Below are 22,695 nucleotides of genomic sequence, written 5' to 3'. Positions count from 1 at the left end.
ACTTATTTTACCGGATTCAGATCATGCAGCTAGAAATTATCGCCCATCGCGGATACTCCAGTATCGCCCCAGAAAACACTCTGGCGGCATTTTTGGCGGCGATCGAACATCAGGCGGACTCCATCGAGTTAGATGTCCAGTTAAGTGCCGATGGAGTGCCAGTGGTGATTCATGATTCTACTTTAACCCGCACCACGGGAATTCGAGGCAAAGTCAGGAAGAAAACTTTAGACCAAATTAAGCATCGAGAAGCGGGTTCGTGGTTTGATTGGCGCTTTAAGGGAGAACCCATTCCCACCTTAGAAGAAGCTTTAATTGCTTTGCAAAATATCAAAAAGTTTATCTATATCGAAGTCAAAACTCATTCCTATTGGACTGATACAAAGATAGATGAGTTCATTGAGATGCTGATTAAACATCAGTTTAGAAATCGATGTATTATTGCTTCTTTTAATGCTTCTTTTATTGACCGAGTTCGGGAACGGAGTGAGAATTTTTCATTTGCTTATCTCGTTGCCAATCGGACTGCATTCCGCAGACAATTAACTAAAGCGGTCCAGGCGGGAAATACCGTCATGATGAGCAAGTATAAACTGTTAATCAAAAATCCCGCCTTAATTAACCTCAGTCGGGAACAAGGCGTTGATCTCGTCGCTTGGACTGTGGATAAGCCAAAAGACTTAGAAAGATTGCTGGAATTAGGAGTTGTGAGAATCGCGACCAACTGTTTAGTGCCAGAAATGTTAGCCCTAAAAATTGAATAGAGATTTTTGACCCCTTGCCGATTTTACTCTAAATGATTTAAAATAGTCAAAACCTTTCAAGTGTCACTAAAATTAGCATGACTCTAATCAATTTTGACAATCGCTGGGAATTTTGGATTGATCGCGGGGGGACTTTTACCGATGTAGTCGCCAAGCGTCCCGATGGGCAATTGATTGTACATAAAGTGCTATCAGAAAATCCAGAACGATACAAAGATGCGCCGGTCCAAGGGATACGAGAACTGATGGGGATTACGGGGGATGAACCCATACCCATTGACCAAATTGGGGCGATTAAAATGGGAACAACGGTTGCCACCAATGCTTTATTAGAACGCAAAGGCGATCGCACAGTTCTGGTGATAACCAAAGGATTTAAAGATGCCCTAAGAATCGGCTATCAAAACCGCCCGGATATCTTCGCCCGGGAAATTTTATTGCCCGAAATGCTCTATGAACAAACCATCGAGGTAGAAGAACGCTACAGCGCCCAGGGAGAAGAATTACAACCCGTTAACGAACCGCCTTTAATCGAAGAATTACAAGCGGCATATCATAGCGGAATTAGAAGTTGTGCAATCGTTTTGATGCATGGATATCGCTATCCCCAACATGAACAAAGCATTGCTCAACTCGCTCAAAACATTGGATTTACTCAAGTCTCCGTTTCCCACGAAGTTAGTCCGTTAATGAAGCTTGTCAGTCGGGGGGATACCACCGTTGTGGATGCCTATCTTTCGCCGATTTTGCGTCGCTATGTCGATCGCGTTTCCGGAGAACTCTCTTCCAATCCCGATGCCTTAGATCAGCGTTTGATGTTCATGCAATCCAATGGCGGGTTAACCAATGCGCGACAATTTCAAGGCAAAGATAGCATCTTATCCGGTCCTGCCGGTGGGATTGTGGGGGCGGTAGAAACCAGTAAAAAGGCTGGATTTGAGAAAATTATCAGCTTTGATATGGGCGGAACTTCCACCGATGTTGCCCATTATAACGGTGAATATGAACGAGAATTTGAAACAGAAATTGCCGGAGTGCGATTAAGAACTCCGATGATGTCCATTCATACCGTTGCTGCCGGTGGCGGTTCAATCCTATTTTTTGATGGGTCACGCTATCGCGTCGGTCCCGAGTCTGCCGGGGCCAATCCTGGTCCTGCTTCCTATCGCAAAGGGGGACCATTAACCGTCACCGATTGTAATGTGATGTTAGGGAAAATTCAACCGCAATTTTTCCCAAAAGTGTTTGGGATTAATGGCAATTTACCCTTAGATTCTGAGGTGGTTCTGGACAAATTCAACCAAATGGCCCAACAGATAAAACAATCGACGGGAGATGACCGACTCCCAGAACAAGTCGCTGCCGGATTCCTGGCGATCGCTGTGGAAAATATGGCCAATGCCATTAAAAAAATCTCCCTACAACGGGGATATGATGTCTCTGAATATACCCTCTGTTGCTTTGGCGGTGCCGGAGGTCAACACGCCTGTCAAATTGCCGATACCTTGGGCATGAAACGGGTGTTTATTCATCCCTTTGCTGGGGTTTTATCCGCTTATGGCATGGGATTAGCAGATATTCGCACCATCCGCCAACGGGCCGTAGAATCTCCCTTAACTGCGGAATTGCTAGGCCAATTGCAAAGCCAATTATCCCAACTGGAAGCGGAAGGAAAAGCCGAATTAAGCCAGAACAGTGAGGAGACAAGCGAACTTGTTTCCGTTGCTAAACTGCATCTGAAATACCAAGGCACTGACTCCACCTTAATTGTCGATTTTGCTGACAATCCAGCCACCCTCAAAGCGGCATTTGAAGCGGAACACCGTCAACGATATGGATTCATCAAAGAAGACAAATCCTTAATTGTAGAAACGGTTTCCGTAGAAGTAGTCCAGCAGATGACACCCCCCGAGGAACCCACCGTTCCCCGGCGATCGTCAGCCGTTCCCTCCCCCATTGCCACCGTCCCCATGTACGATGGCGGTTCCTGGCAGGAAACCCCGGTATTTGAACGCCAAGAATTGCAACCGGGAGATACCATTACTGGACCGGCTTTAATCATAGAACAAACCGGCACAAATGCCATTTCTTGCGGTTGGCAAGTGGAAATCACGGACCGGAATTACTTAGTTTTAAACCGGGTCGCTACTGCCGAACAGCCTCGGATAGAAACTCAGGCGATCGCCGCCACCAATCCTGACCCAGTTCTGTTAGAAATCTTCAACAACTTGTTCCGCGCCATCGCCGAACAAATGGGGATTACCTTACAAAATACCTCTTCTTCCGTCAACATCAAAGAACGCCTCGATTTCTCCTGCGCCATCTTTGATCGCGCCGGTCAACTCGTGGCGAATGCTCCTCATATTCCCGTGCATTTAGGCTCAATGAGTGAAAGCGTAGAAGCCTTAATGAACGACAAAGGGAAAACCGTTAAACCCGGGGATGTTTATGTGTCCAATAATCCCTATAATGGCGGCACTCATCTCCCAGATATTACCGTAATTACCCCCGTGTTTGATAATGCCGGAGAGGACATTTTATTTTACGTCGCCTCCCGAGGACATCATGCAGATATTGGCGGCATTACCCCAGGTTCCATGCCCCCCCATAGCAAAACCGTGGTCGAAGAAGGGGTGTTGTTAGATAACGTCCAAATTGTCAAAGCTGGGAAATTCCAAGAATCCCACTTATTAGAAATTCTCACCACTGCCGAATATCCAGCGCGAAATACAGATCAAAACATTGCCGATTTACAAGCGCAAATTGCCGCCAATGAACGAGGAGTGCAAGAACTTGTAAAAATGGTGGAATACTATGGTTTAAAAACCGTAGAATCCTATATGGGATATGTTCAGGACAACGCTGAAGAATCCGTCCGACGGGCGATTGCTGTACTCAAAAATGGCGAATTTACCTACGGAATGGATGATGGCGGAGAAATCCACGTTAAAATCAGCATTGATAAAAATAGCCGCAGTGCCACTATTGATTTCACCGGCACATCGGAGCAACTCAACAGCAATTTTAACGCCCCAGCAGCAGTCTGTAAAGCGGCAGTGTTGTACGTTTTTCGCACTTTAGTAGACGATAACATTCCGCTGAATGCCGGATGTCTTAAACCCCTAGACATTATTATTCCCAAAGGCAGCTTATTAAACCCCTGCTATCCAGCAGCAGTAGTAGCGGGAAATGTGGAAACTTCTCAGGCGATCGTGGATGCCTTGTACCTCGCCCTTGGCGTAATGGCGGCATCCCAAGGGAGTATGAATAACTTTACCTTTGGCAGCGATCGCCATCAATATTACGAAACCATTTGTGGCGGTTCCGGTGCCGGTCCCAACTTCCACGGAACCGACGCCATTCAAACCCACATGACCAATTCCCGCCTCACGGATCCTGAAGTTTTAGAATGGCGATTCCCCGTCCGATTAGAAAGCTTTTCCATTCGCGAAAATAGCGGCGGAAAAGGACAATATACCGGAGGAAATGGAGTCATTCGCCGCCTACGTTTTCTGGAACCGATGACAGCAGCAATTTTATCCAATCACCGCCGCATTCCTCCTGCGGGATTAAATCAAGGCGGCAACGGTGCGATCGGGCATAATTTAGTGGAACGCACCGATGGTACAATTGAAGAATTAGGCAGCACCAGTGCGGTTCAGATGAACCCCGGAGATATCTTCGCCATTCAAACCCCAGGAGGCGGAGGTTATGGTAGTCTAACCTAGGAATTAATTCCTTGCTCGTCGGATTTGACCGTTTATTGAATCCTTGCTCATCATCATGAAAATTCATCGCATTGAAATTGAAAATTTCCGAAAGTTTGAGCATCATAGCTGTCAATTCGATGAGCAATTGACCCTAATTGTAGGAAACCAAGGCAGTGGCAAAACTAGCCTAATTGAGGCGATTGCCATTGCTGCTGGTTCCCTATTTTTAGGGTTTGATGAAATTACCCCTCGCAATATCCGGACCCAAGATATGCGCCGTTTCCCTGGGCAAATGACAACGAATCGGGAAGCGTATCCCGTGCGAATTTCCACTCAAGGAATGATTCAGGAACACCGCATTGACTGGCAGAGAATCCTTAAAAAACCCAAGGGCAGAACAACAGGGGGGGAATCGCTATTAAAGGTTTCTCATGAACTTCAAGCCCAAGTGCGTCAGGGTTCCGGGGTCATTTTGCCCCTGGTGGTCTACTATGGCGATAATCGCCAGGGATGGCATCAAAGATCCGTGAGAACCGTGAAAGCGAATAAACCCCAAACCCGAACCTTGGGTAACTGCTACTGGTTCAACCAAAAATCTCCAGAACGGCGATTATTAGAATGGTTCAAAATGATGGAATTAATTAGCCGACAACAGCATAATCCTCTGCAAATTTTTGTGGCGGTTCAAGAGGCGATCGCCTCTTGTTTGGATTTGCGGACTATCCAATATGATTTGAATCAAGATAAACTCTTACTCAATGGTCAATGCTTGTTCGAGATGAACCTATCCCAGCGTCATCTGGCGGTCCTCGTTGCCGATATTGCCTATCGTGCGGTTGTCCTCAATCCTCAGTTAAAAAAACAAGCGATTAGAGAGACCCCAGGAATCGTCCTCATTGATGATATTTGTTTACATCTTGATGCACCTATGGTAGAATCTTTGTTAAAACATCTCCCCAATATTTTTCCCTGCCTCCAGTTTATGGTAACGACCCCCCCGTTCGAGTCCGAATTTACTTCTCTTCCCTCCCTATCTCTCGTTCAACTCAAAAGCTAAAAAAACCGCCAACTGCCTATTTTCATATATCAGCCTTTCTAACTTGATAAAATCATGAAAGTCTACAAAATCACCACTCACAACTTCAAAGGATTTGAACAGAGAACCTTTGAACTCTCCGCTCCGTTTACGCTCATCATTGGGGATAACGGCAAGGGAAAAACGGCTATCCTCGATGCCTTAGCGATTGGCATTAGCGATTTATTGTCAGGATTTGATGAACCAGGGTCTTCCCGAAATATTACGAATGATGATGTCCGTCAGCAGAAATATCAACAGGGAGAAACCACGGATATTCAACCCCAATATCCGGCTTCAGTGACTTGTGAAGGACTGTTTGAAGGACAAGAGATTGTTTGGGGCCAATCCGTAACGGGGAAAAACCAACTTCAGAAGGATAAAAATATTGAAAATTTATCAAAACAACTTCGGGAAAAAGCGGATAATGGAGAAAATATTCGGTTACCCTTAGTCGCTTATTATGGAACTGATCGCCTCTGGATTCCCAACCCTGAACCATCGGATTCCCCAGGGGTCAGGACATCTCGAACCCAAGGCTATTTAAATTGTCTGCATCCTGACGCTCATGTGAAAAAACTCATTGAATGGTTGAAGCAAGAAACAGAAAACTCGCTCAAGTCGGGAGGACAGGATGGCGATTTGCTTTTAGTCGTTAAAAATGCCATTTATGACTGCATGAAAGCCGAAGATTGGGATGATATTTCCTATGTATTTGGGGAAGCCGGACAAGGTGATGTTTTGGCTAAGGCAAAAGATGGACGCTTGTTACCCCTGCGAATGCTCAGTGATGGGGTTCGCAATGTCCTGGCAATGGTGGCAGATATCGCCTATCGTGCAGCCATGCTGAATCCTCATTTCGGTAGAGATGCCGCCAAAAAAACATCCGGTATTGTCTTAATTGACGAAATTGATTTACATCTGCATCCAAGTTGGCAACGGCATATTGTCGAAGATTTACATCGGACCTTTCCAGAAATCCAGTTTATTGCCACAACTCATTCTCCCTTTATCGTTCAGTCTCTCCGAAAGGGAAAACTGCTCAACCTAGATCCCCAAGAACCCAGCGAGTATTATGATCAAAGTATTGAGGATATTACAGAAAATGTCATGGGTGTAGAGTTACCGCAAAAAAGTGAGCGCTTTCTAAAAATGAAAGCAGCCGCTAAGGAATACTATGCCGTATTAGAGGAATCCCAAGATGCTTCGCCTGAACGAAAAGAGCAACTCAAAACTAAACTCGATGAATTATCAATGCCCTATAGTGATAACTTAGCTTATCATGCCTATTTAGAACTCAAACGGGAAGCAGCAGGAATGAGCGAGGAGTAGGAATCATGAGACCAGTTGACCGAGGGTCTTGTCCAACAGATGAGGGTGGTGGACCTAAAAAATTTCATCCTTATGACAAAGCACAGAAGGATATCATCAACAGACTGGGCGAATATTGTTCTTATTGTGAAAGACGCCTGAGTAATGTTGCAATCGACCATTTATTACCGAAAGAATGGTATCCTCAATGTAAAGAAAACTGGGATAATTTTTTACCGGCTTGCCCCAATTGTAATGGGACCAAAGGCCGTTATATGGAAAAAATATGGAAATTTCAGAAGGGCAAAATCCCGCCCAATGAAAAGACTGTTTTGGCGGGTTACTATTGGCCGGATCGCCACAATACAGCCAGCATTTTTCAGTATAAAGAAGGAGGATTAATTCAAATCAATCCTTCTTTAAATCTGTCTCAACAACAAAAAGCACAAAACACTCTTGACTTAACCGGGCTACAACGGCATGATGAGGGAAATTCGGACAAGTTGCCTACAGAGAAAGACCGGCGATGGTTTCACCGTCGCGAAGCTTGGGATATTGCGGTAGAACAACTTAAAGAATTACAGAACAATAATATTACTAAAAAAGGAGTCATCCGACTGGCCAAGGCTCTGGGGTTCTCGTCCGTATGGATGACAGTGTTTCGGGAAGATCCGGAGATGTTAAAGCAGTTAATCGAGGCTTTTCCTGGAACTCGCAAAGACTGTTTCGACGATTTAGGTCATCCCATCCCTCTACAGGAAAATCCACCCAAACCCGTTGAAAATCCGTCGTTGCGTCAAGAATCTCGCTATAAAATAGCAGATGTTCTGCCCCGGAGTCAAGAACCCTCTCTATTAGACTGGTTAGAAGCATCGGGGCGCTTAATGTCCCGAGAAGAGCGAGAGTCTGATTATGCAATTGATGAAGAAGAAATTGCGGCTTTAATGTCTGTGGAAGATACGACATACCATGATGATGATGATGATGAGTTAGTCGAGGAAGATTAAGAGAAATAATAGCTAAGTGCATTCAATATTGCACAATTATCTGTTGCCACAACTTGATTAAAGATTGAATTAACCCCAGTTACAAATAACAAATAACCGGGTTTATAACCGAAATTTCTGGGTATTGGAGACCAGATTTTCTTAAACAACCCCGTTTCTAAGCTTGACTGGAGGGTGACCCAACCGAATCAGGTAATCCCCGATGCAGCAGCAATACTCCTGGATATCGTTCCCACTCTCAAGATACTCTGCTAACCTATAAGGTGTAGCCCTATTATGGCATCACAGGAGATAAGGATTTGAAAAATCAGTACGCGCAAAATATCCAAGCGATCGTGATTGGAATTGTCTTAGCATTAATTCTGCTGCTTGGATCAAGTTCTTTTGTGATTATCAACCCTGGTGAGGCAGGTGTTCTCAGTATTCTGGGTAAATCTCGCGATGGCGCTTTACTCGAAGGAATTCACCTCAAACCGCCCTTGATTTCAAAGGTGGATGTGTATGATGTGACAGTGCAAAAGTTTGAAGTGCCTGCTAAAAGTGCCACCCGCGATTTACAGGATTTGACGGGACGGTTTGCGATTAACTTCCGTCTTGATCCCACTGAAGTGGTGACGATTCGCCGAACTCAAGGGTCTTTGGAGAATATTGTGGCGAAAATTATTGCACCTCAAACTCAGGAATCATTTAAGATAGCAGGCGCTAAAAAAACCGCAGAAGAATCGATTACTCAACGGAGTGCTTTGAAGGAAGATTTTGATAATGCTCTCAGCGGGCGATTAGAAAAATATGGGGTCATTGTCATTGATACCAGTGTGATTGATTTGAATTTTTCAACGGACTTTGCTAAGGCGGTTGAAGAGAAGCAAATTGCTGAACAACGGGCGCAACGAGCGGTTTATATTGCGCGGGAAGCGGAACAAGAAGCCCAAGCCGATATTAATCGCGCTCAAGGTCGATCGGAAGCACAAAGATTGTTAGCAGAAACTTTAAAAGCCCAAGGGGGTGAGTTAGTGCTGCAGAAAGAAGCGATTCAAGCTTGGCGCGAAGGTGGCGCTCAAATGCCGAAGGTGTTGGTGTTAGGAAAAGATGCACCCCGGGTTCCTTTTCTGTTTAATGTTGGAAATGTTGAAGGGGACTCTTAATTTTCAATAAATAGCCTATTCCCCTCTTTCTGATAAGGGGGGAATTACAGGGGCTATTGAATATTTTGCAGAGACTCAAATAAGGTGATTAAGGCTTCTTGAGCGGTGGATTTTCCGACGCCATAACAAGCGCGTTTTCGCCATGCGATCGCCGGGAGATGACCCGGTACAGCGTCTAAGGAAAAGTCAAGTTCGTCATAGTAAATCCAGTTGTCCTGGACTCGCCAACGGACGCGATCGCAAAATTCGGTATAATCCCCTTGGACGGTTTCCCAAATTTGCTGCTGTACCCTCAATCCAAACTGACCATGACTATAGTAGTCCCAAATCCAATCGAGGGTCGCTAAATCGGTTTTTGGAAACCTTTGTAAGTCTTCTAAGCTTAACCACCCTTCCTCTTCTCGCACCGCTGCTTTGAGGGCGATCGCCCAAGTTTCTTCATCCGCTTTTTTCCATTTCCCTTTGGAGAGTAAATTCATTAACCGACTATAATCAATTCCCACCTCAGAACTAGGATAAAAAGGGTCAGCAGTCTCTTCCTGAGTTGGCAAAACTGCACTCCCCTGCATCCAGTTAGAAACTTGACCTAATACGGTCTCAATGTGCTGAAAATTCACTCCCTGTAAATAAGTCGAAATCCATTCTAACTGAGATTGCAGATAAGCTCGTTCTTCTCGGGCTTGTTCTAACTCAATCGTAACTTGATTAAACCGTTCAGTAAACTGATTTTCTAAGAGAGAGAATTTCTCCAAATGACTTGCGTTTTCTGCCGTATTCTGATGATTGAATTCCGATTGTATTTGATGGCGTATCCACATTTTTCTCGCCCAGTCTATCTGAATTTTTTGTTTGACTAAAAACGCTTTTCTGAGTTTGCTGGATGGACTGCCAGGAACTGGGGTCAAATCCCATCCACACTGGGAACAACGTTGATGTTCTCCCTCTAAATATTCCGTATCGCAAACGGGACAGTTATTGTTCATAATTTTATCAAAATTCGAGCAAAAAAATTTTTATGATAAAAACCCAAACGATAGAAGAACAAAACTCAGAAATTTTCCATCTCTGAGGAAGGTTGAATTTAAGAGTTACAGATATTTAAAGGAGTGCGAGCATCTTGCTCGCTATTGTCGATAGCGAGCAAGATGCTCGCACTCCCAAAATGTAAGCGAATAACTCACTGTGTAAACTGCTATAGTTCCGATTCAAATTAGCTGAGAATGCCAGATTGAGTCACGTTTAAAATGATTCCGACTAAGGAACCGATGAGCAGAATCATGTAGCTTAAGGAACTAATAGCAAAGCCGATTCCTCGTTTTTCAGCCGCTTGGTAATATCCCCAGGCGTAAATAATCCTTCCTAATACCCAAACTCCACCGATCGCCGCCGCCCAAACTGGACTGACAAAAACCGAAAAAATCCATAAAGCAGGCAAGAACGCAATCAGTTGTTCTAGGGTATTTTCATGAACCCGCACCGCTCTTTCAAAATCTGGATTTCCTGACATGGCTGGCGGCATAATTTTGTATTTAGCTCGGGCACGACCGACATTAATGGTCACCACAAAGTAAACAATTAAAGCAGCAACGGTGACTAAACTGGGCCAAGGCGATATCATAGGGTAACCTCTATTTTACGGAGAAATAGACTGATTTTATCTCGCTTTAAATTATGACATAATTGGGGACAGGGGGAAAGCATGACAGGCAACAATTTTGGATTCAATGACAACAGTCCCCTTCCATGTCAAGTTAAGGGCTAATCCGGCCCTCGATTTCCGCGAGTCTCTGTTCAACCGTCGTGATGCGTTCTTTGAGTTCGATCGCCAAGATAGCTAGGTTATCAAATTGTTGGGCGAGGGAGGGATCATTCGGTTGTCTGGGTGTGGGCACTGGCGGAGACTCTTCAGGGGGTTGGGGACGAGAAATCGGGGGAGAAGCGGCAGGTTGTCTTCCCAGTCTAGCGACGTCGGTTTGTAACCGATTGATTTGCGATCGCAGGCTGAAAATTTCTGATTCTAAGCGCGAAATCCGAGTCGCATCCGCAATTGAGCCTTGTGCGGATGTCCCCGTAAATACCAGTAATAAAGTCAAGCCAGAAATCAGAATAATTCGATAAATTTGCGTGAGCATGATATAATTAATTTCCTGAACGTTTATCCCTTTCTATTTTATCGTTTTGACTCGAAAACTGCTAAATTCGTATGGACTTGAATTTATCGTATAATTCAGGAAATTAACGGACGGAATCGGATTTAAAAAACTAAGCGGATGAATTGCCAGCAAACCCGATTAGCGGTGGTAGAGTCTTATTTGCGAGACGCTGTAGCACCGAATGCGACTCTTTTAGATCAGGACCCGGAGGCCCTGAAAACTGCCTTACAAGGATTGGGCAGTCGTCATTTATTGGGGTTGAAACTGCCCGAACCCTGGGGAACTGAGGATCCGCAAATGGCTTGGGAAATTCAGGAGGCGACTGCCCGATACTCTGGGGCGTTAGGGTTTTTACAAACCCAACATCAAAGTGCCGGAAGCGCAATTAGTCGCAGTCCGAATCAGGCATTGAAAGCGGAATATCTGCCCCATTTAGCTACAGGAAATCGCTTGTTAGGGATTGGTTTTTCTCATCTGCGACGCCCTGGCAATCCTTTAGTGAAAGCCTTACCCATTCCTGGGGGATTTTTGCTTTCGGGGACGGTGCCTTGGGTGACTGGATTTGGAATTTTTTCTGAGGTGGTTTTGGGGGCAGAATTGCCCGATCGCAGGGCAGTTTATGGAATCATTCCCTTGGTGAATTGCCAAGACAATGGGGGGAAAATTACCTGGAATGCGCCGATGTCTTTGGCGGCAATGCAATCGACTCAAACCGTGAGTGGCGTTCTGGAACAGTGGTTTTTGCCGGAGGAACGGGTGTTGTTTATACAGCCAGCGCTTGGGATTCATGAAAGCGATCGCAAAAATGTGTTGAATAATAGTGCTTTAATCTTAGGATGCGCCCGCGCCGGATTAGATATCATTGAGGCGATCGCCCAGAAAAAACCACTCCCCTTTATTTCTGCTGCTTATAATGCCTTGAATCGCGAACTGATTACCTGTCGGCAACAAATCCAGCAGTTAATGTTCCAACAATCGCGGGAACAACTGGATACTTGGTATTCCCAGGCGTTACCTTTGCGCGTGCAAGGGATTGATTTAGCCTATCGTTCGGCGCAAGGTGCGATTACGGTTTCGAGTGGCGCGTCCAATTTGGCGGATTCTCAGGCGGGACGGGTGTATCGAGAGGCGCTGGTTTTTGGGGTATCTGGGCAAACTTCAGCGGTGATGGAGGCAACTTTGGCCCAGTTGATGCGATCGCCGTGAATTAGGGAGCAAATTTGTTTAAAATTAAGATAAATTCACTCAGGTAAACTGGCTTAATCATGGAAAAATTTGTCACAGATATTCGGGTGCGGCATTATGAAATGGATGCTTTGGGTCATGTCAATAATGCCAGTTACCAACATTATTTAGAAGATGTAGGAATTCAACATTCAGAATATCTGGGTTTTTCCATCAACCGCTATCGAGAATTGGGCGGGTATTTTATCATGCGGCGAGTTACGATTGATTATTTACGTCCAGCGGTTGCCGGAGATATTTTAGCCATTACCACTTGGTTAGAAAAGTTGCGCGGGACTCGGGTCACTCGCCATTATGAAATTCGCAAGAAAGGCGAATCGGATTTAGTGGTAACTGCGGAAGTGCTGTGGGTTTGGGTGGATGCGGTAACGATGCGACCCAAAGCAATTCCCCAGGAATTTGTAATTGCTTATCAGCAATATCAACAAGTGGGAATTGAATCCAATGAGGAGAAACTATGAGTGATTTATCGGTCAATTATAGCCTGATTGAAACTGCGGCGAGTCACTTGGGCGGGGTAGCCCATAAAACCCCGGTGATGACTTCACGAACTGTGGATGAAATGACCGGAAATCAAGTGTTTTTTAAGTGTGAAAACTTTCAACGCACGGGGTCTTTTAAATTTCGGGGCGCATACAATGCGTTGGTGCAGTTATCTCCGGCGCAAAAGCAGCAAGGGGTACTGGCTTATTCTTCGGGAAATCATGCCCAGGCGATCGCATTAGCATCGCAATTATTGGGGATTTCGGCCACAATTATTATGCCAGAAGATGCGCCGGAAGTCAAGCAACAGGCGACGCGGGGATATGGGGTGGAGGTGATTTTATATAACAAACATGAGATTTCCCGAGAGGAGTTGGCGGCAACTCTGTCTCGCGATCGCGCCTTGACGGTGATTCCCCCCTACGACTGCGCGGAAGTGATTGCGGGACAGGGAACGACGGCGAAAGAGTTGATAGAAGAAGTGGGAGAATTAGACGCAATTTTGGTCTGTTGTGGCGGGGGGGGATTGCTTTCCGGTTGTGCGATCGCTGCTAAAACTCTCTCTCCTGGATGTCGGGTGATTGGGGTTGAACCTGCCAATGCCGATGATGCGGCGCGATCGTTTCATAGTAAACAATTGCATCGCGTTCATAACCCGGATACGATTGCTGATGGTGCTCGTACTCCTTCTCTGGGGGAGTTAACGTTTCCTTTGGTTTTACATTATGTGGATGACTTGGTAACTGTCTCAGAATCGGCTATTTTGCGGACGATGTTTTTCTTGTGGGAACGGATGAAAATTGTAGTAGAACCTACGGGTGCATTAGCAGCAGCCGCGTTATTAGAAGGCATTGTTTCTCTGGGCGATAATCGACGGGTTGGGCTGATTATTTCTGGGGGGAATGTGGATGTTAGGGGGATTTCACGATTATGAATTGGAGGATGCCTTTTTCTGATCAATTCCGCTCGTTTGTGCTAATCTAGGAAAAGGCTAGTTTCTATTATTCTTGACGACTTATGCCTCAAATAAATTCTTCCCCTAATTTTGAACAGTCTCTCCTTGAAAAAATCCGCCGACTCTCTCCTGAAGGCATGATAGAGGTGGAAGATTTTGTTGATTTTTTGTTGGAACGCCGGGATGCCTCTCGCCTAACTCTTGCAGCAACGACCTTATCGGAAAATGCTTTTGCTACAGTTTGGGATAATTCGGAAGATGAGGTTTATGATGACCTATAATTTTGGAGAGGTTGTTCTTGTTCCATTTCCTTTTACGGATTTATTCAACAAGAAAAAGCGTCCGGCAGTCATCATTAGTTCAAATTCTTACAACGCCCAATATCCTGACATTATTATCATGGCTATCACCAGCCAATTGAAGACTTCAACCCAATTAGGTGAAGTGATGATTACATCATGGCAAAACGCCGGTTTGCTCAAACCTTCTATGATTAAGCCAGTCGTAGCCACGGTTGAAAAGGGACTAATTTTAAGAAAGCTTGGCCAACTTCAATCGGCTGATTCTCACGAACTCCAGGAGGCATTAAAAGTTATTTTTAGTTGATAACTGGAGTCTATTATATAGTCTTCTTCTCCAACTTTAATGGGTGGTGCGGAATCCGGAAACGACTTCAGTCGTTTCCGGGTTGGTCCTGGATTGAAATTACAACACCTCCACTTCCAAGCGAGACCCTTGGGGAGATTTGAAGACTTTGACTTGGGTGGGGAGGCGTTCTCCTAACGATTTGACATGAGTAATCACGCCGATGGTGCGGTTTTGTTGGCGGAGGGATTCGAGGATTTGGGTGACACTTTCTAGGGTTTCTGAATCTAAGGTTCCGAATCCTTCATCGAGGAACAAACTGCCTAATTCTGCCCCCATTGAGAGTTTTTCTGAGAGGGCGATCGCCATTGAAAGAGATGTGGCAAAGGTTTCTCCCCCGGAGAGGGTTCGGACTCGTCGCAGTTCGCCGCCATTCCAATTATCTTCCACCCAATATTCTCCTTCTTGCATTTGCAAGGCATAGCGGGATTCGGTGAGTTCTTTTAACAGTAAGGTTGCCCGGGCGACTAATTCTGATTCTAAATGTTCTAAAATATAGGATTGAAATTCGTTGGTTTTGAGGTTTTGGGCTAAAATATGGTAGACATCGTAGTTTTTGCTGACGGTTTGTTGTTCCGTTAGGAGTTTTTCGGACTGCGCTTGTTTCTGTTCCGCCGATTGTATCCAGGTGGATAATTCCACTCGTTTATCTTGGGCGGTTTTTAACTGTTTTTCGGCGGTTTGTTTGACTTGTTGTCGCTGTTGCAACTGGCGGGCATCGGTGGTGCGATCGCCTATCTCGGTTTGTAAGTCAGCGATGCGAGTGGATAGTTCAATGGTGGTTTCGCGATGATGGGTGATTTTCTGTTGCCATTTCGCCTGTTCCTCTGGGGAGGCAAGGGCGGTGAGAAAGGTGGGTTCGGTTAAATTAGCTGCTTGTAATTGCTGCTGCCACCGAGTCTGATATTGCTGATGTTTGGCTTGGGCAGATTCAGCAGCTACCTGTGTTTGGTGGGCGGTTTCTCGGGCTTGAATAACACGATTTTCGGCGGTTTGATGGGCGGTTTCAGCGGCGGAAATGCGGTTGCTGAGGGTTTGTTTTTGTTCGGCTAAGGTTTGGGCGAGAACTTGATAGGATAATCCCTCCGTCATGGCTGCCAGTTTTTCTCGCACGTCTTGGAGGTTTTGCTGTCGTCGGGTGAGTTCCTCGGTGGCAGATTGGGCGTCGGTGAGGGCGGTTTGATAGGTGCGATCGCAAAAATCTCGGGCTTGTTGGGCGGTTTCCAGGCGGGTGAGGGCTTGTTGATAGGCTGCTGCTGCTTCTCGGTAAGCCCGATCGCGCCTTTCTAGGGCTTGTCGTTCCTGCTGGAGGGCGATTGCATCCAGTTCCTCACTCTCACTCTGTTGTAAGACTGCGGCAATCTGTTGGGTTAACCCCTGTTGCTGCTGAGTGAGGGTGGCGAATTGTTCCTGGATTTCTCGCTGTTTCTGGGTGAGATTTTCTAGGGCAGATTCGGCTTTGGTGGCATTCAGTTGGGCAGTTTGCAAGGCTTGTGTTGCTGTTGCTGCTTGGGTTTGTAAGGCAGTCAGATCCACCCAGGCGATCGCCGGTAAGGGGGGTAATTCGGCTTCCGAGTCGGGATGGATGCCGCCACAGACGGGGCAGGTTTCTCCCGCCTCCAGGGATAGGCGTAAGGCGGCAGCATGGTTGGATTTCGTGGATTCGGCGTTGGCAGTTTCTCCGGCAGCAATCTCCTGGGTGATTTGCCCGATCGCCTGTTGTGCCTGTTGTAAGTGCGTCAGGGCGGCTTGATAGGTGTGATCGCCTGTTGCCCGGTCCCGACTCACTTGATCCAGGGCTTTGGCTTGCTGTTTCCGTTGCTTTTCCCCCAGGGTCCATTCCACCAATAACGGGGCAATGGTTGTGAGACGTTCTAAACGGTCCCCTGCGGGCTGGTGTTGTTGCAGTGCATCGGTTGTGAGGGAAACCTGCACCGTTGCTGCTTTGACTTGCGCTTCCCCTTGGCTGAGTTCCTGCTGTGCCGCTTGTTGCTGTTGCTGTTTTTGCTGGGATTGGGTAGTGGCGATCGCCACCTCACGTTCCAACTGTTGCCGCTGTTCCTCGTAGGCTTTCGCTTGGGCTAAGGCTTCCTCCCGGGCGGCAATTTGCGGGGCGAGGGCGGCTGCTTCTGCCCTCACTTCTGCTAGTTTTTGTTGTTCTGCCTGGAATTGGGTTTCCGCTTGGGTTAAGTTAGTGGCGGCTTTTTGAGCCTGATTGGTGGCTGATTTATCTTGAGTGCGAGCCTCCTGAACCAATGCCCAATCCCCTTGGAGGCGATCGGCCACTTGGGACCGGGCCAAGCGTTCACTCAGGGCGGTGATTTCCGGTTGTTTCTGGTTCAGTTCGGCAAATTGGCGCTGAAACTTCGTGAGACGTTCCAACTGCTCAAATAACCGTTCTTCCGCCTCTAACAAGGTTTGGGCGGTTAACACCCCTTGATTCAGGACCGGAATTTCAGTTTCTAAGCTGGCTAATTGCGATCGCTGTCCTTGAATGGCGATCGCATCCGGCACGTCCAAATCCGCAATTTGTCGCTCAATGGTTGCCAATTCCTGCTTTAATAATCGGGCTAAATCATTCGTTTCCTTCCGCATCCGCTCAAAAATTTCAAACCCCGCCAATTGCCGCAAAATTTCCCGACGCTTCCCGGTATTTCCTTTTAAAAACTCATCAAATTGTCCTTGGGGTAACAAAATAACCCGGGTAAAGGTATCGAAATCCATGCCTAGAATTTCGGTAATGGCCTTTTTGCTTTCCCGTTCCTTCGTTTCCAGGGTTTCCCAACTGCCATCTGCCTGTACTCTTTCTAATAAGACTTGCGTCACGGGGGTACTGGGACGATATCGCCAAGTTCGGGTAATTCGGTATTCTCCTAAACTCACGGAAAAGCGCAATTGCACCTTTAAAGTGGTTGCCCCTTGGCTGACTAATTCCCCTGCTTGAGAGGTCCGGGAAGTTGTCCCATAAAGGGCATAAGTCATGGCATCCAGCAAGGAAGATTTTCCCGCCCCAGTTGCCCCAGTAATGGCAAACAAATCCAGTTCCGAGAAGTCTAAAGTTTGTTCCCGGCGAAAACTGGTAAATCCTTCTAAAGACAGTTCAAGAGGTCGCATAAAAATGGGGTGATTTTATCGTAAATTTGGACAATTGGGAGGGGGTTTAACGAGCGCGAATCGGGCCAAACTTAATTAAAATTGAGGAAGCACCTTGTCTCGCTCCCTTGTTGTAGGATGAGGGAGCGAGACGCTCCCACTCCTTTTAAACCGGGTTTTTCTCCTTCAATTTATGATATAAATTCTGGAATTCCTGAACCACCACCGGATCCGGCGTGGTTTCCAACCGTTCCCGATAATAGTGACCAAATTCCTCTACCGGGTCAAATGAATTACTGTCCCGAATCCGCTGCCCAGAATTAACCGTTGCCTCGGGATAAAGCGGTTGAATTTGTAATGCTTGGGGACAAATTTGCCGGACGCGATCGGCGAGTCCTAACTGAGGACTGTCTAATCTAACCATCACCTTGAGAAATCCCGGATGATACTGATAGGATTCCAAGGTATCATTCAAGGTATCCCCCTGACACCAAAGCACCTTTAAAGGCTTCTGACAGACAACGGGAATAAATTCTACTTCTGCTGGACTTCCCGGTTCCACGGTAATTAAACAAAATCCCTTCTCTTGTTCCGCTTCACCGAAATCAATTTGAATCAAAGAACCGGAATAATAGGTTGGACAACTGGCTTTGATTTGTTGATGAATATGAATATGTCCCAGGGCAATATATTGGGCTTCAGGGGGTAAAATTTGCTCACCCAAGGCATAAGTATCCTGGGTGTAATAGGCAACTTCTGAGTGAGCCAACCGCGCCCCATCCATTGCTAAATGCCCCATCAGCACATTCACCCGATCGCCTCGAAATCCCTGGGTCAAATCCGCAAATAAATCGGCCACAATTTCCCGATAACTTTGCCGTTGGACCACTTCATCTTGAGTCCAAAGGGCGTGAGCATTTAACATCGTCCGTTCTGACGCAAATGGCATCGCCCCGACACACAATGGACCGCTTTTGGTCTCTAAGGTAATCACTCCACCGTCATCCCCTCGGCGCGGTTTTCCTAATGCCCGAATTCCTGCTAAAGAGAGTAACGTCGCCAGTCCATCAATGCGAGTTGCTGAGTCATGATTTCCGGCGATCGCCACTGCGGGAATTCCGGCAGATTGTAATCCACAAAAAAACTCGTATGCCACCCGTTCCGCATAAGCGGGGGGATTCGGCGCATCAAAAATATCCCCGGCAATCAGGACCGCATCCACCTCCCATTCAATGGCATAAGCGAGGATTTGCTGTAACACTCCAGCAATTTCTCTTGTTCGGTCTATCCCTTTTAAACGTCGTCCCAAATGCCAATCTGCCGTGTGGATTAGTCGCATGGAAAGGAGTCCCAAATCAGTGCAATCACAGTTCCTATCATACCATTTCTGGAAACTTCATCGTATCGTTCGTAGTGACTCCTTCACCCCCGTCATCTTAAGGCAACCCCTGAAGGGGTTACTACAAACGTTTCTACTGACTCATGAATGAATCATCTTGATGGAACACCCTTTCTGCTAAGATGACTTCTATGGCCTGATGTAGATTTTAAGGGTTGTTATAGCAAACCACTATTGTACTACATTGGCTCTCCCTTGTTTTGGCAAAGGTATTAAACTATAGGAGAGAATGAATGGTGATGACTCATCCGACGGCGATCGCCGCGATTCCTGAACCGGGACAATTGGTAGAAGTTCGGGGAAGGCGCTTTGCGGTGACTGATGTACACACCTCTACCTTGCCGGTGGATGTTTTACGATCGCCTACCCGGAAGTTACATCATCTCGTGAGTCTCTCCTCTCTGGAAGATGAGGGTTTGGGGGAAGAGTTACAGGTAATCTGGGAGTTGGAACCGGGGGCGATTGTCTATGAAAAGATGGAACTGCCCTATCCCAGTGGGTTTGATACGCCCGAACGGTTAACGGCGTTTTTAGATGCGGTGCGGTGGGGGGCCTCTTCTAAGGCGGAGTTGCGATCGGTTCAGTCTCCGTTTAGAAGTGGGATTGATGTTGAAGATTATCAACTTGATCCGGTGATTCGGGCGATTCAAATGCCTCGGGTGAATTTGTTGATTGCCGATGATGTGGGATTGGGGAAAACTATTGAGGCGGGTTTGGTGGCGCAGGAGTTGATTTTGCGGCAGCGATCGCGGCGGATTTTGATTGTCTGTCCCTCTTCGTTGCAGGTGCAGTGGCAGGAACAAATGCGGGATAAATTTGGCCTGGATTTCCGCATTGTCAACAGCGATTTGATGCGAATATTGCGCCGTCAGCGAGGATTGCATATTAATCCCTGGCAGCATTTTCCCCGCTTGATTACTTCCATTGATTTTCTGAAACGCGATCGCCCCCGCCGGTTGATGCAGGAGGCATTACCCGCCTCTGGGGAATCGGTTTATCCCCGTCGGTTTGATTTACTGATTGTGGATGAAGCGCACAATATTGCCCCGTCCGGTGGGGGTCTCTATGCGGTGGATTCCCAACGTACTGCGGCGATTCGCTTATTAGTGCCTCATTTTGAGCATAAGTTGTTTCTCACTGCCACGCCTCACAATGGCTATTTAGAAAGTTTTACGGCGTTATTAGAGTTACTCGATTCCCAACGATTTGCCCGAGGAATTACTCCGGACCGAAATCAGTTGCAAGTGGTGATGGTCCGCCGGTTAAAACGAGAACTGCCCCCTCGGTGGGATGGCACACCTCGGTTTGCAGAACGCAAATTAGCTGCAATTCCGGTGGACTATTCTCCTGAAGAAAAACGCGCCAATGAGTTATTAAATGATTATACTATGAGGCGGCGCAAACAGGCAACCGATAAAATGGAATTATCGGCCACAGAGTTTGTTTTAAAATTGTTGAAAAAGCGGTTATTTTCTTGTCCCGCTGCGTTTTTAAGTACCTTGCAACAGCATCAAATTTCCTTGCAAAATGCCCAACGGAAAAGTAGTCGGACCGTGGGGATAACTAGCGCCGGAATTTTACGACGGCAGTTAGAGGAAATGGAGGAAGATTTTGCCGATGATGCCTTATATGAGGAATCGACGGAAGATGCAATTGTGACAACAACGCGGTTATTTAGAGCACTGACTTCTCGGGAACGGGAAATTCTCGATGAACTACAAACCTGGGCAGAAACTGCCTCCCGTCGCCCGGATTCTAAAGCGCAGGAATTGTTGAATTGGATTGGCACTCAGATTCGACCCAATGGCAAATGGTCTACCCAACGGGTGATTATTTTTACCGAGTATCGGGCGACGCAGAAATGGTTGCACGACTTGTTAGCGGGGGAGGGATTGGCGGAGGGCGATCGCCTGATGACCCTGTATGGGGGGATGAATTCCGAAGACCGAGAACGGATTAAAGCGGCATTTCAGGCGGGCCCAGATGTCTCCGATGTGCGGATTTTATTGGCAACGGATGCGGCATCGGAAGGGTTGGATTTACAAAACCATTGTTCTAATTTAATTCATTATGAAATCCCCTGGAATCCCAACCGGATGGAACAGCGGAATGGACGAATTGACCGCCACGGACAGAAAGCGCCCCAAGTGATGATTTATCATTTTGTCGGCAAAAGTTATCAAGAACAAGCAACCACAGGCATTCGTCCGGGGGATTTGGAAGGGGATTTAGAATTTTTGATGCGGGCGGCCTTAAAAATTAACAATATTCGGGAAGATTTAGGGAAAGTCGGGCCGGTGATTGCCCAACAGGTCGAGGAAGCAATGTTAGGTCAACGGGTGAGTTTAGATACGGCAATTGCTGAAAAGAACTCCGAACCTGCGCGCCAAATGTTGAAATTTGAGCGGAAAGTACGGGAGCAAATTGAGAAATTAAAAGAGCAATTTGAGGAAACTCGCACGAATTTAAGACTGACCCCGGAGAATATTGAGACAGTGGTCAAGATTGGGTTAGAAATTGCCCAACAACCGGCATTAATTCCAGTTCTGAGGGATGAGAAAACGACTGAAAGGGGGCGGGGGAATGGGGAGAAGAAATCCGCGTTATATCAGTTGCCTGCTATGAGTGGAAGTTGGGCCAGTTGTGCTACAGGATTGGCCCATCCCCATACCGGAGAAATTCGGCCCATTGCCTTCGATCCAGATGTGACCCGGGGACGGGATGATGTGGTGTTGGTGCATCTGAATCATCGCCTGGTTCAGATGTGTTTACGACTGTTGAGGGCGGAAGTTTGGTCCCGAGACAGCAATCAAAATTTACATCGGGTGGCGGTTAAAATGCTGCCTTCTAATTCCAGTGAATTTCCTGTGGTAGTTGCCTATGGTCGGTTAGTGATTTTAGGGGGAGATTCTCAACGGTTGCATGAAGAAGTAATCGTGGCGGGGGGAGTGATTAAACAAGGCAAGTTTGAAAAATTGGGGGTCTTGAAACTTCAGGACTTGATAGAAGCGGCGACAGCGGAATGGGTTCCGGAGACGATGACTCAAAAGTTAGTGGAACTCTGGCCGAATTATGCCGACCCCTTGTTAAAACATTTGGAGAAACGAATGAGCGATCGCACCGCATCCTTAGAAAAAGCATTGCAGGAACGGTGTGATCAGGAAGCTGCGGATATCACGAATATTCTCACAGAGTTGAAAACCAGTATTGAACAAGAGTTAGCGGAACCGGAGTTTATGCAATTAGAACTGAAGCTGGATTTAAGCGACAGTGAACGCCATCAATTTGACCGGGATATTCAGAGTTTGCAAGGGCGATTAACAGAAATTCCCCAGGAAATTGAACGGGAAACCTCGGCAATTCGGCAACGGTTTGCAGAACCCAGTCCCCGGTTATTTCCCTTAGCGATTACCTATTTGGTTCCGAAGAAGTTGATTTAGATGGCATCATCCGGCGGGGGTTGTCGGTTGGTTGCATCATCCGGCGGGGGTTGTCGGTTGGTTGCGTCATCCGCCGGGGGTTGTCGGTTGGTTGCGTCATCCGGCGGGGGTTGTCGGTTGGTTGCGTCATCCGCCGGGGGTTGTCGGTTGGTTGCGTCATCCGCCGGGGGTTTAAACCCCCGCCTCATAGCTAAAGTCGGTTGGAAACCGACTAAAACCATTGCAGTGGAGGGATTTACAAAATCTTCAGTCGGATTTATCCGACTTTAG

General features: G+C 46.8%; 18 protein-coding genes. 12 read left to right on the top strand and 6 right to left on the bottom strand.

Going from position 1 to position 22,695, the window contains the following annotated elements; genetic code table 11:
- Positions 1 to 23 precede the first annotated feature (23 nt).
- The 6 genes from NG795_RS09655 to NG795_RS09630 all read left to right on the top strand — a co-directional run bounded on the left by NG795_RS09655 (position 24) and on the right by NG795_RS09630 (position 9,012).
- Positions 24 to 764 carry a glycerophosphodiester phosphodiesterase gene (locus NG795_RS09655; protein ID WP_367288454.1) on the top strand — a complete coding sequence of 247 codons (741 nt, stop codon included), beginning with the start codon at positions 24 to 26 and terminating at the stop codon, positions 762 to 764.
- 77 nt (positions 765 to 841) lie between these two features.
- Positions 842 to 4,492, top strand: coding sequence for a hydantoinase B/oxoprolinase family protein (locus tag NG795_RS09650; protein WP_367288453.1), 3,651 nt, complete (start codon positions 842 to 844; stop codon positions 4,490 to 4,492).
- Between the two features lie 55 nt (positions 4,493 to 4,547).
- Entirely contained in the window at positions 4,548 to 5,531 is a 984-nt protein-coding gene (locus tag NG795_RS09645) for an AAA family ATPase (RefSeq protein ID WP_367288452.1), read from the top strand.
- 54 nt (positions 5,532 to 5,585) lie between these two features.
- Positions 5,586 to 6,881, top strand: a complete 1,296-nt coding sequence (locus tag NG795_RS09640; protein ID WP_367288451.1) for an AAA family ATPase — start codon at positions 5,586 to 5,588, stop codon at positions 6,879 to 6,881.
- 5 nt (positions 6,882 to 6,886) lie between these two features.
- Positions 6,887 to 7,867, top strand: a complete 981-nt coding sequence (locus tag NG795_RS09635; RefSeq protein WP_367288450.1) for a DUF3134 family protein — start codon at positions 6,887 to 6,889, stop codon at positions 7,865 to 7,867.
- 299 nt (positions 7,868 to 8,166) lie between these two features.
- The gene (locus NG795_RS09630) at positions 8,167 to 9,012 is read left to right on the top strand and encodes a prohibitin family protein (RefSeq protein ID WP_367288449.1); all 846 of its coding nucleotides are present in this window, start codon (positions 8,167 to 8,169) and stop codon (positions 9,010 to 9,012) included.
- A gap of 53 nt (positions 9,013 to 9,065) precedes the next feature.
- On the opposite strand, the gene NG795_RS09625 is transcribed toward NG795_RS09630, so the two are convergent.
- The 3 genes from NG795_RS09625 to NG795_RS09615 form a co-directional block, all read right to left on the bottom strand.
- Positions 9,066 to 9,995: a GUN4 domain-containing protein gene (locus tag NG795_RS09625; protein ID WP_367288448.1), complete on the bottom strand. Its 930-nt coding sequence runs from the start codon at positions 9,993 to 9,995 to the stop codon at positions 9,066 to 9,068.
- Between the two features lie 227 nt (positions 9,996 to 10,222).
- Positions 10,223 to 10,630, bottom strand: coding sequence for an MAPEG family protein (locus tag NG795_RS09620; protein ID WP_367288447.1), 408 nt, complete (start codon positions 10,628 to 10,630; stop codon positions 10,223 to 10,225).
- 133 nt (positions 10,631 to 10,763) lie between these two features.
- Positions 10,764 to 11,144, bottom strand: coding sequence for a hypothetical protein (locus NG795_RS09615; RefSeq protein ID WP_367288446.1), 381 nt, complete (start codon positions 11,142 to 11,144; stop codon positions 10,764 to 10,766).
- A gap of 138 nt (positions 11,145 to 11,282) precedes the next feature.
- Here NG795_RS09615 and NG795_RS09610 point away from each other — a divergent pair, with 138 nt between their 5' ends.
- The 5 genes from NG795_RS09610 to NG795_RS09590 all read left to right on the top strand — a co-directional run bounded on the left by NG795_RS09610 (position 11,283) and on the right by NG795_RS09590 (position 14,454).
- Positions 11,283 to 12,371, top strand: coding sequence for an acyl-CoA dehydrogenase family protein (locus tag NG795_RS09610; RefSeq protein ID WP_367288445.1), 1,089 nt, complete (start codon positions 11,283 to 11,285; stop codon positions 12,369 to 12,371).
- A 59-nt stretch (positions 12,372 to 12,430) separates the two neighbouring features.
- Complete coding sequence (locus tag NG795_RS09605; protein WP_367288444.1) at positions 12,431 to 12,871, top strand: acyl-CoA thioesterase; 441 nt, start codon at positions 12,431 to 12,433, stop codon at positions 12,869 to 12,871.
- Complete coding sequence (locus tag NG795_RS09600; protein WP_367288443.1) at positions 12,868 to 13,827, top strand: threo-3-hydroxy-L-aspartate ammonia-lyase; 960 nt, start codon at positions 12,868 to 12,870, stop codon at positions 13,825 to 13,827. Before NG795_RS09605 ends, NG795_RS09600 begins: the two co-directional genes overlap by 4 nt.
- A gap of 83 nt (positions 13,828 to 13,910) precedes the next feature.
- Positions 13,911 to 14,129 (top strand): toxin-antitoxin system, antitoxin component, Xre family protein, encoded by a 219-nt coding sequence (locus NG795_RS09595; protein ID WP_367288442.1) that lies wholly within the window; start codon positions 13,911 to 13,913, stop codon positions 14,127 to 14,129.
- Complete coding sequence (locus NG795_RS09590; protein WP_367288441.1) at positions 14,116 to 14,454, top strand: type II toxin-antitoxin system PemK/MazF family toxin; 339 nt, start codon at positions 14,116 to 14,118, stop codon at positions 14,452 to 14,454. Before NG795_RS09595 ends, NG795_RS09590 begins: the two co-directional genes overlap by 14 nt.
- Positions 14,455 to 14,553: 99 nt before the next feature.
- On the opposite strand, the gene NG795_RS09585 is transcribed toward NG795_RS09590, so the two are convergent.
- Both NG795_RS09585 and NG795_RS09580 read right to left on the bottom strand, forming a co-directional pair.
- Positions 14,554 to 17,607 (bottom strand): AAA family ATPase, encoded by a 3,054-nt coding sequence (locus NG795_RS09585; RefSeq protein ID WP_367288440.1) that lies wholly within the window; start codon positions 17,605 to 17,607, stop codon positions 14,554 to 14,556.
- A gap of 145 nt (positions 17,608 to 17,752) precedes the next feature.
- Complete coding sequence (locus tag NG795_RS09580) at positions 17,753 to 18,925, bottom strand: metallophosphoesterase family protein (RefSeq protein WP_367288439.1); 1,173 nt, start codon at positions 18,923 to 18,925, stop codon at positions 17,753 to 17,755.
- 293 nt (positions 18,926 to 19,218) lie between these two features.
- On the opposite strand from NG795_RS09580, the gene drmD reads away from it, so the two are divergent.
- On the top strand, positions 19,219 to 22,425 hold the full coding sequence (gene drmD / locus NG795_RS09575; RefSeq protein WP_367288438.1) for a DISARM system SNF2-like helicase DrmD: 3,207 nt from the start codon (positions 19,219 to 19,221) through the stop codon (positions 22,423 to 22,425).
- Here the strand turns inward: drmD and NG795_RS09570 are convergent.
- Complete coding sequence (locus NG795_RS09570) at positions 22,422 to 22,646, bottom strand: hypothetical protein (RefSeq protein WP_367288437.1); 225 nt, start codon at positions 22,644 to 22,646, stop codon at positions 22,422 to 22,424. The two genes, drmD and NG795_RS09570, sit on opposite strands and share 4 nt — an antisense overlap.
- Between the last annotated feature and the right edge of the window lie 49 nt (positions 22,647 to 22,695).

It is taken from the genome of Laspinema palackyanum D2c, from assembly GCF_025370875.1.
Classification (GTDB): domain Bacteria; phylum Cyanobacteriota; class Cyanobacteriia; order Cyanobacteriales; family Laspinemataceae; genus Laspinema; species Laspinema palackyanum.
Note: the sequence above shows the minus strand (reverse complement) of the source record. Positions and strands in the feature narration are given on the sequence as shown.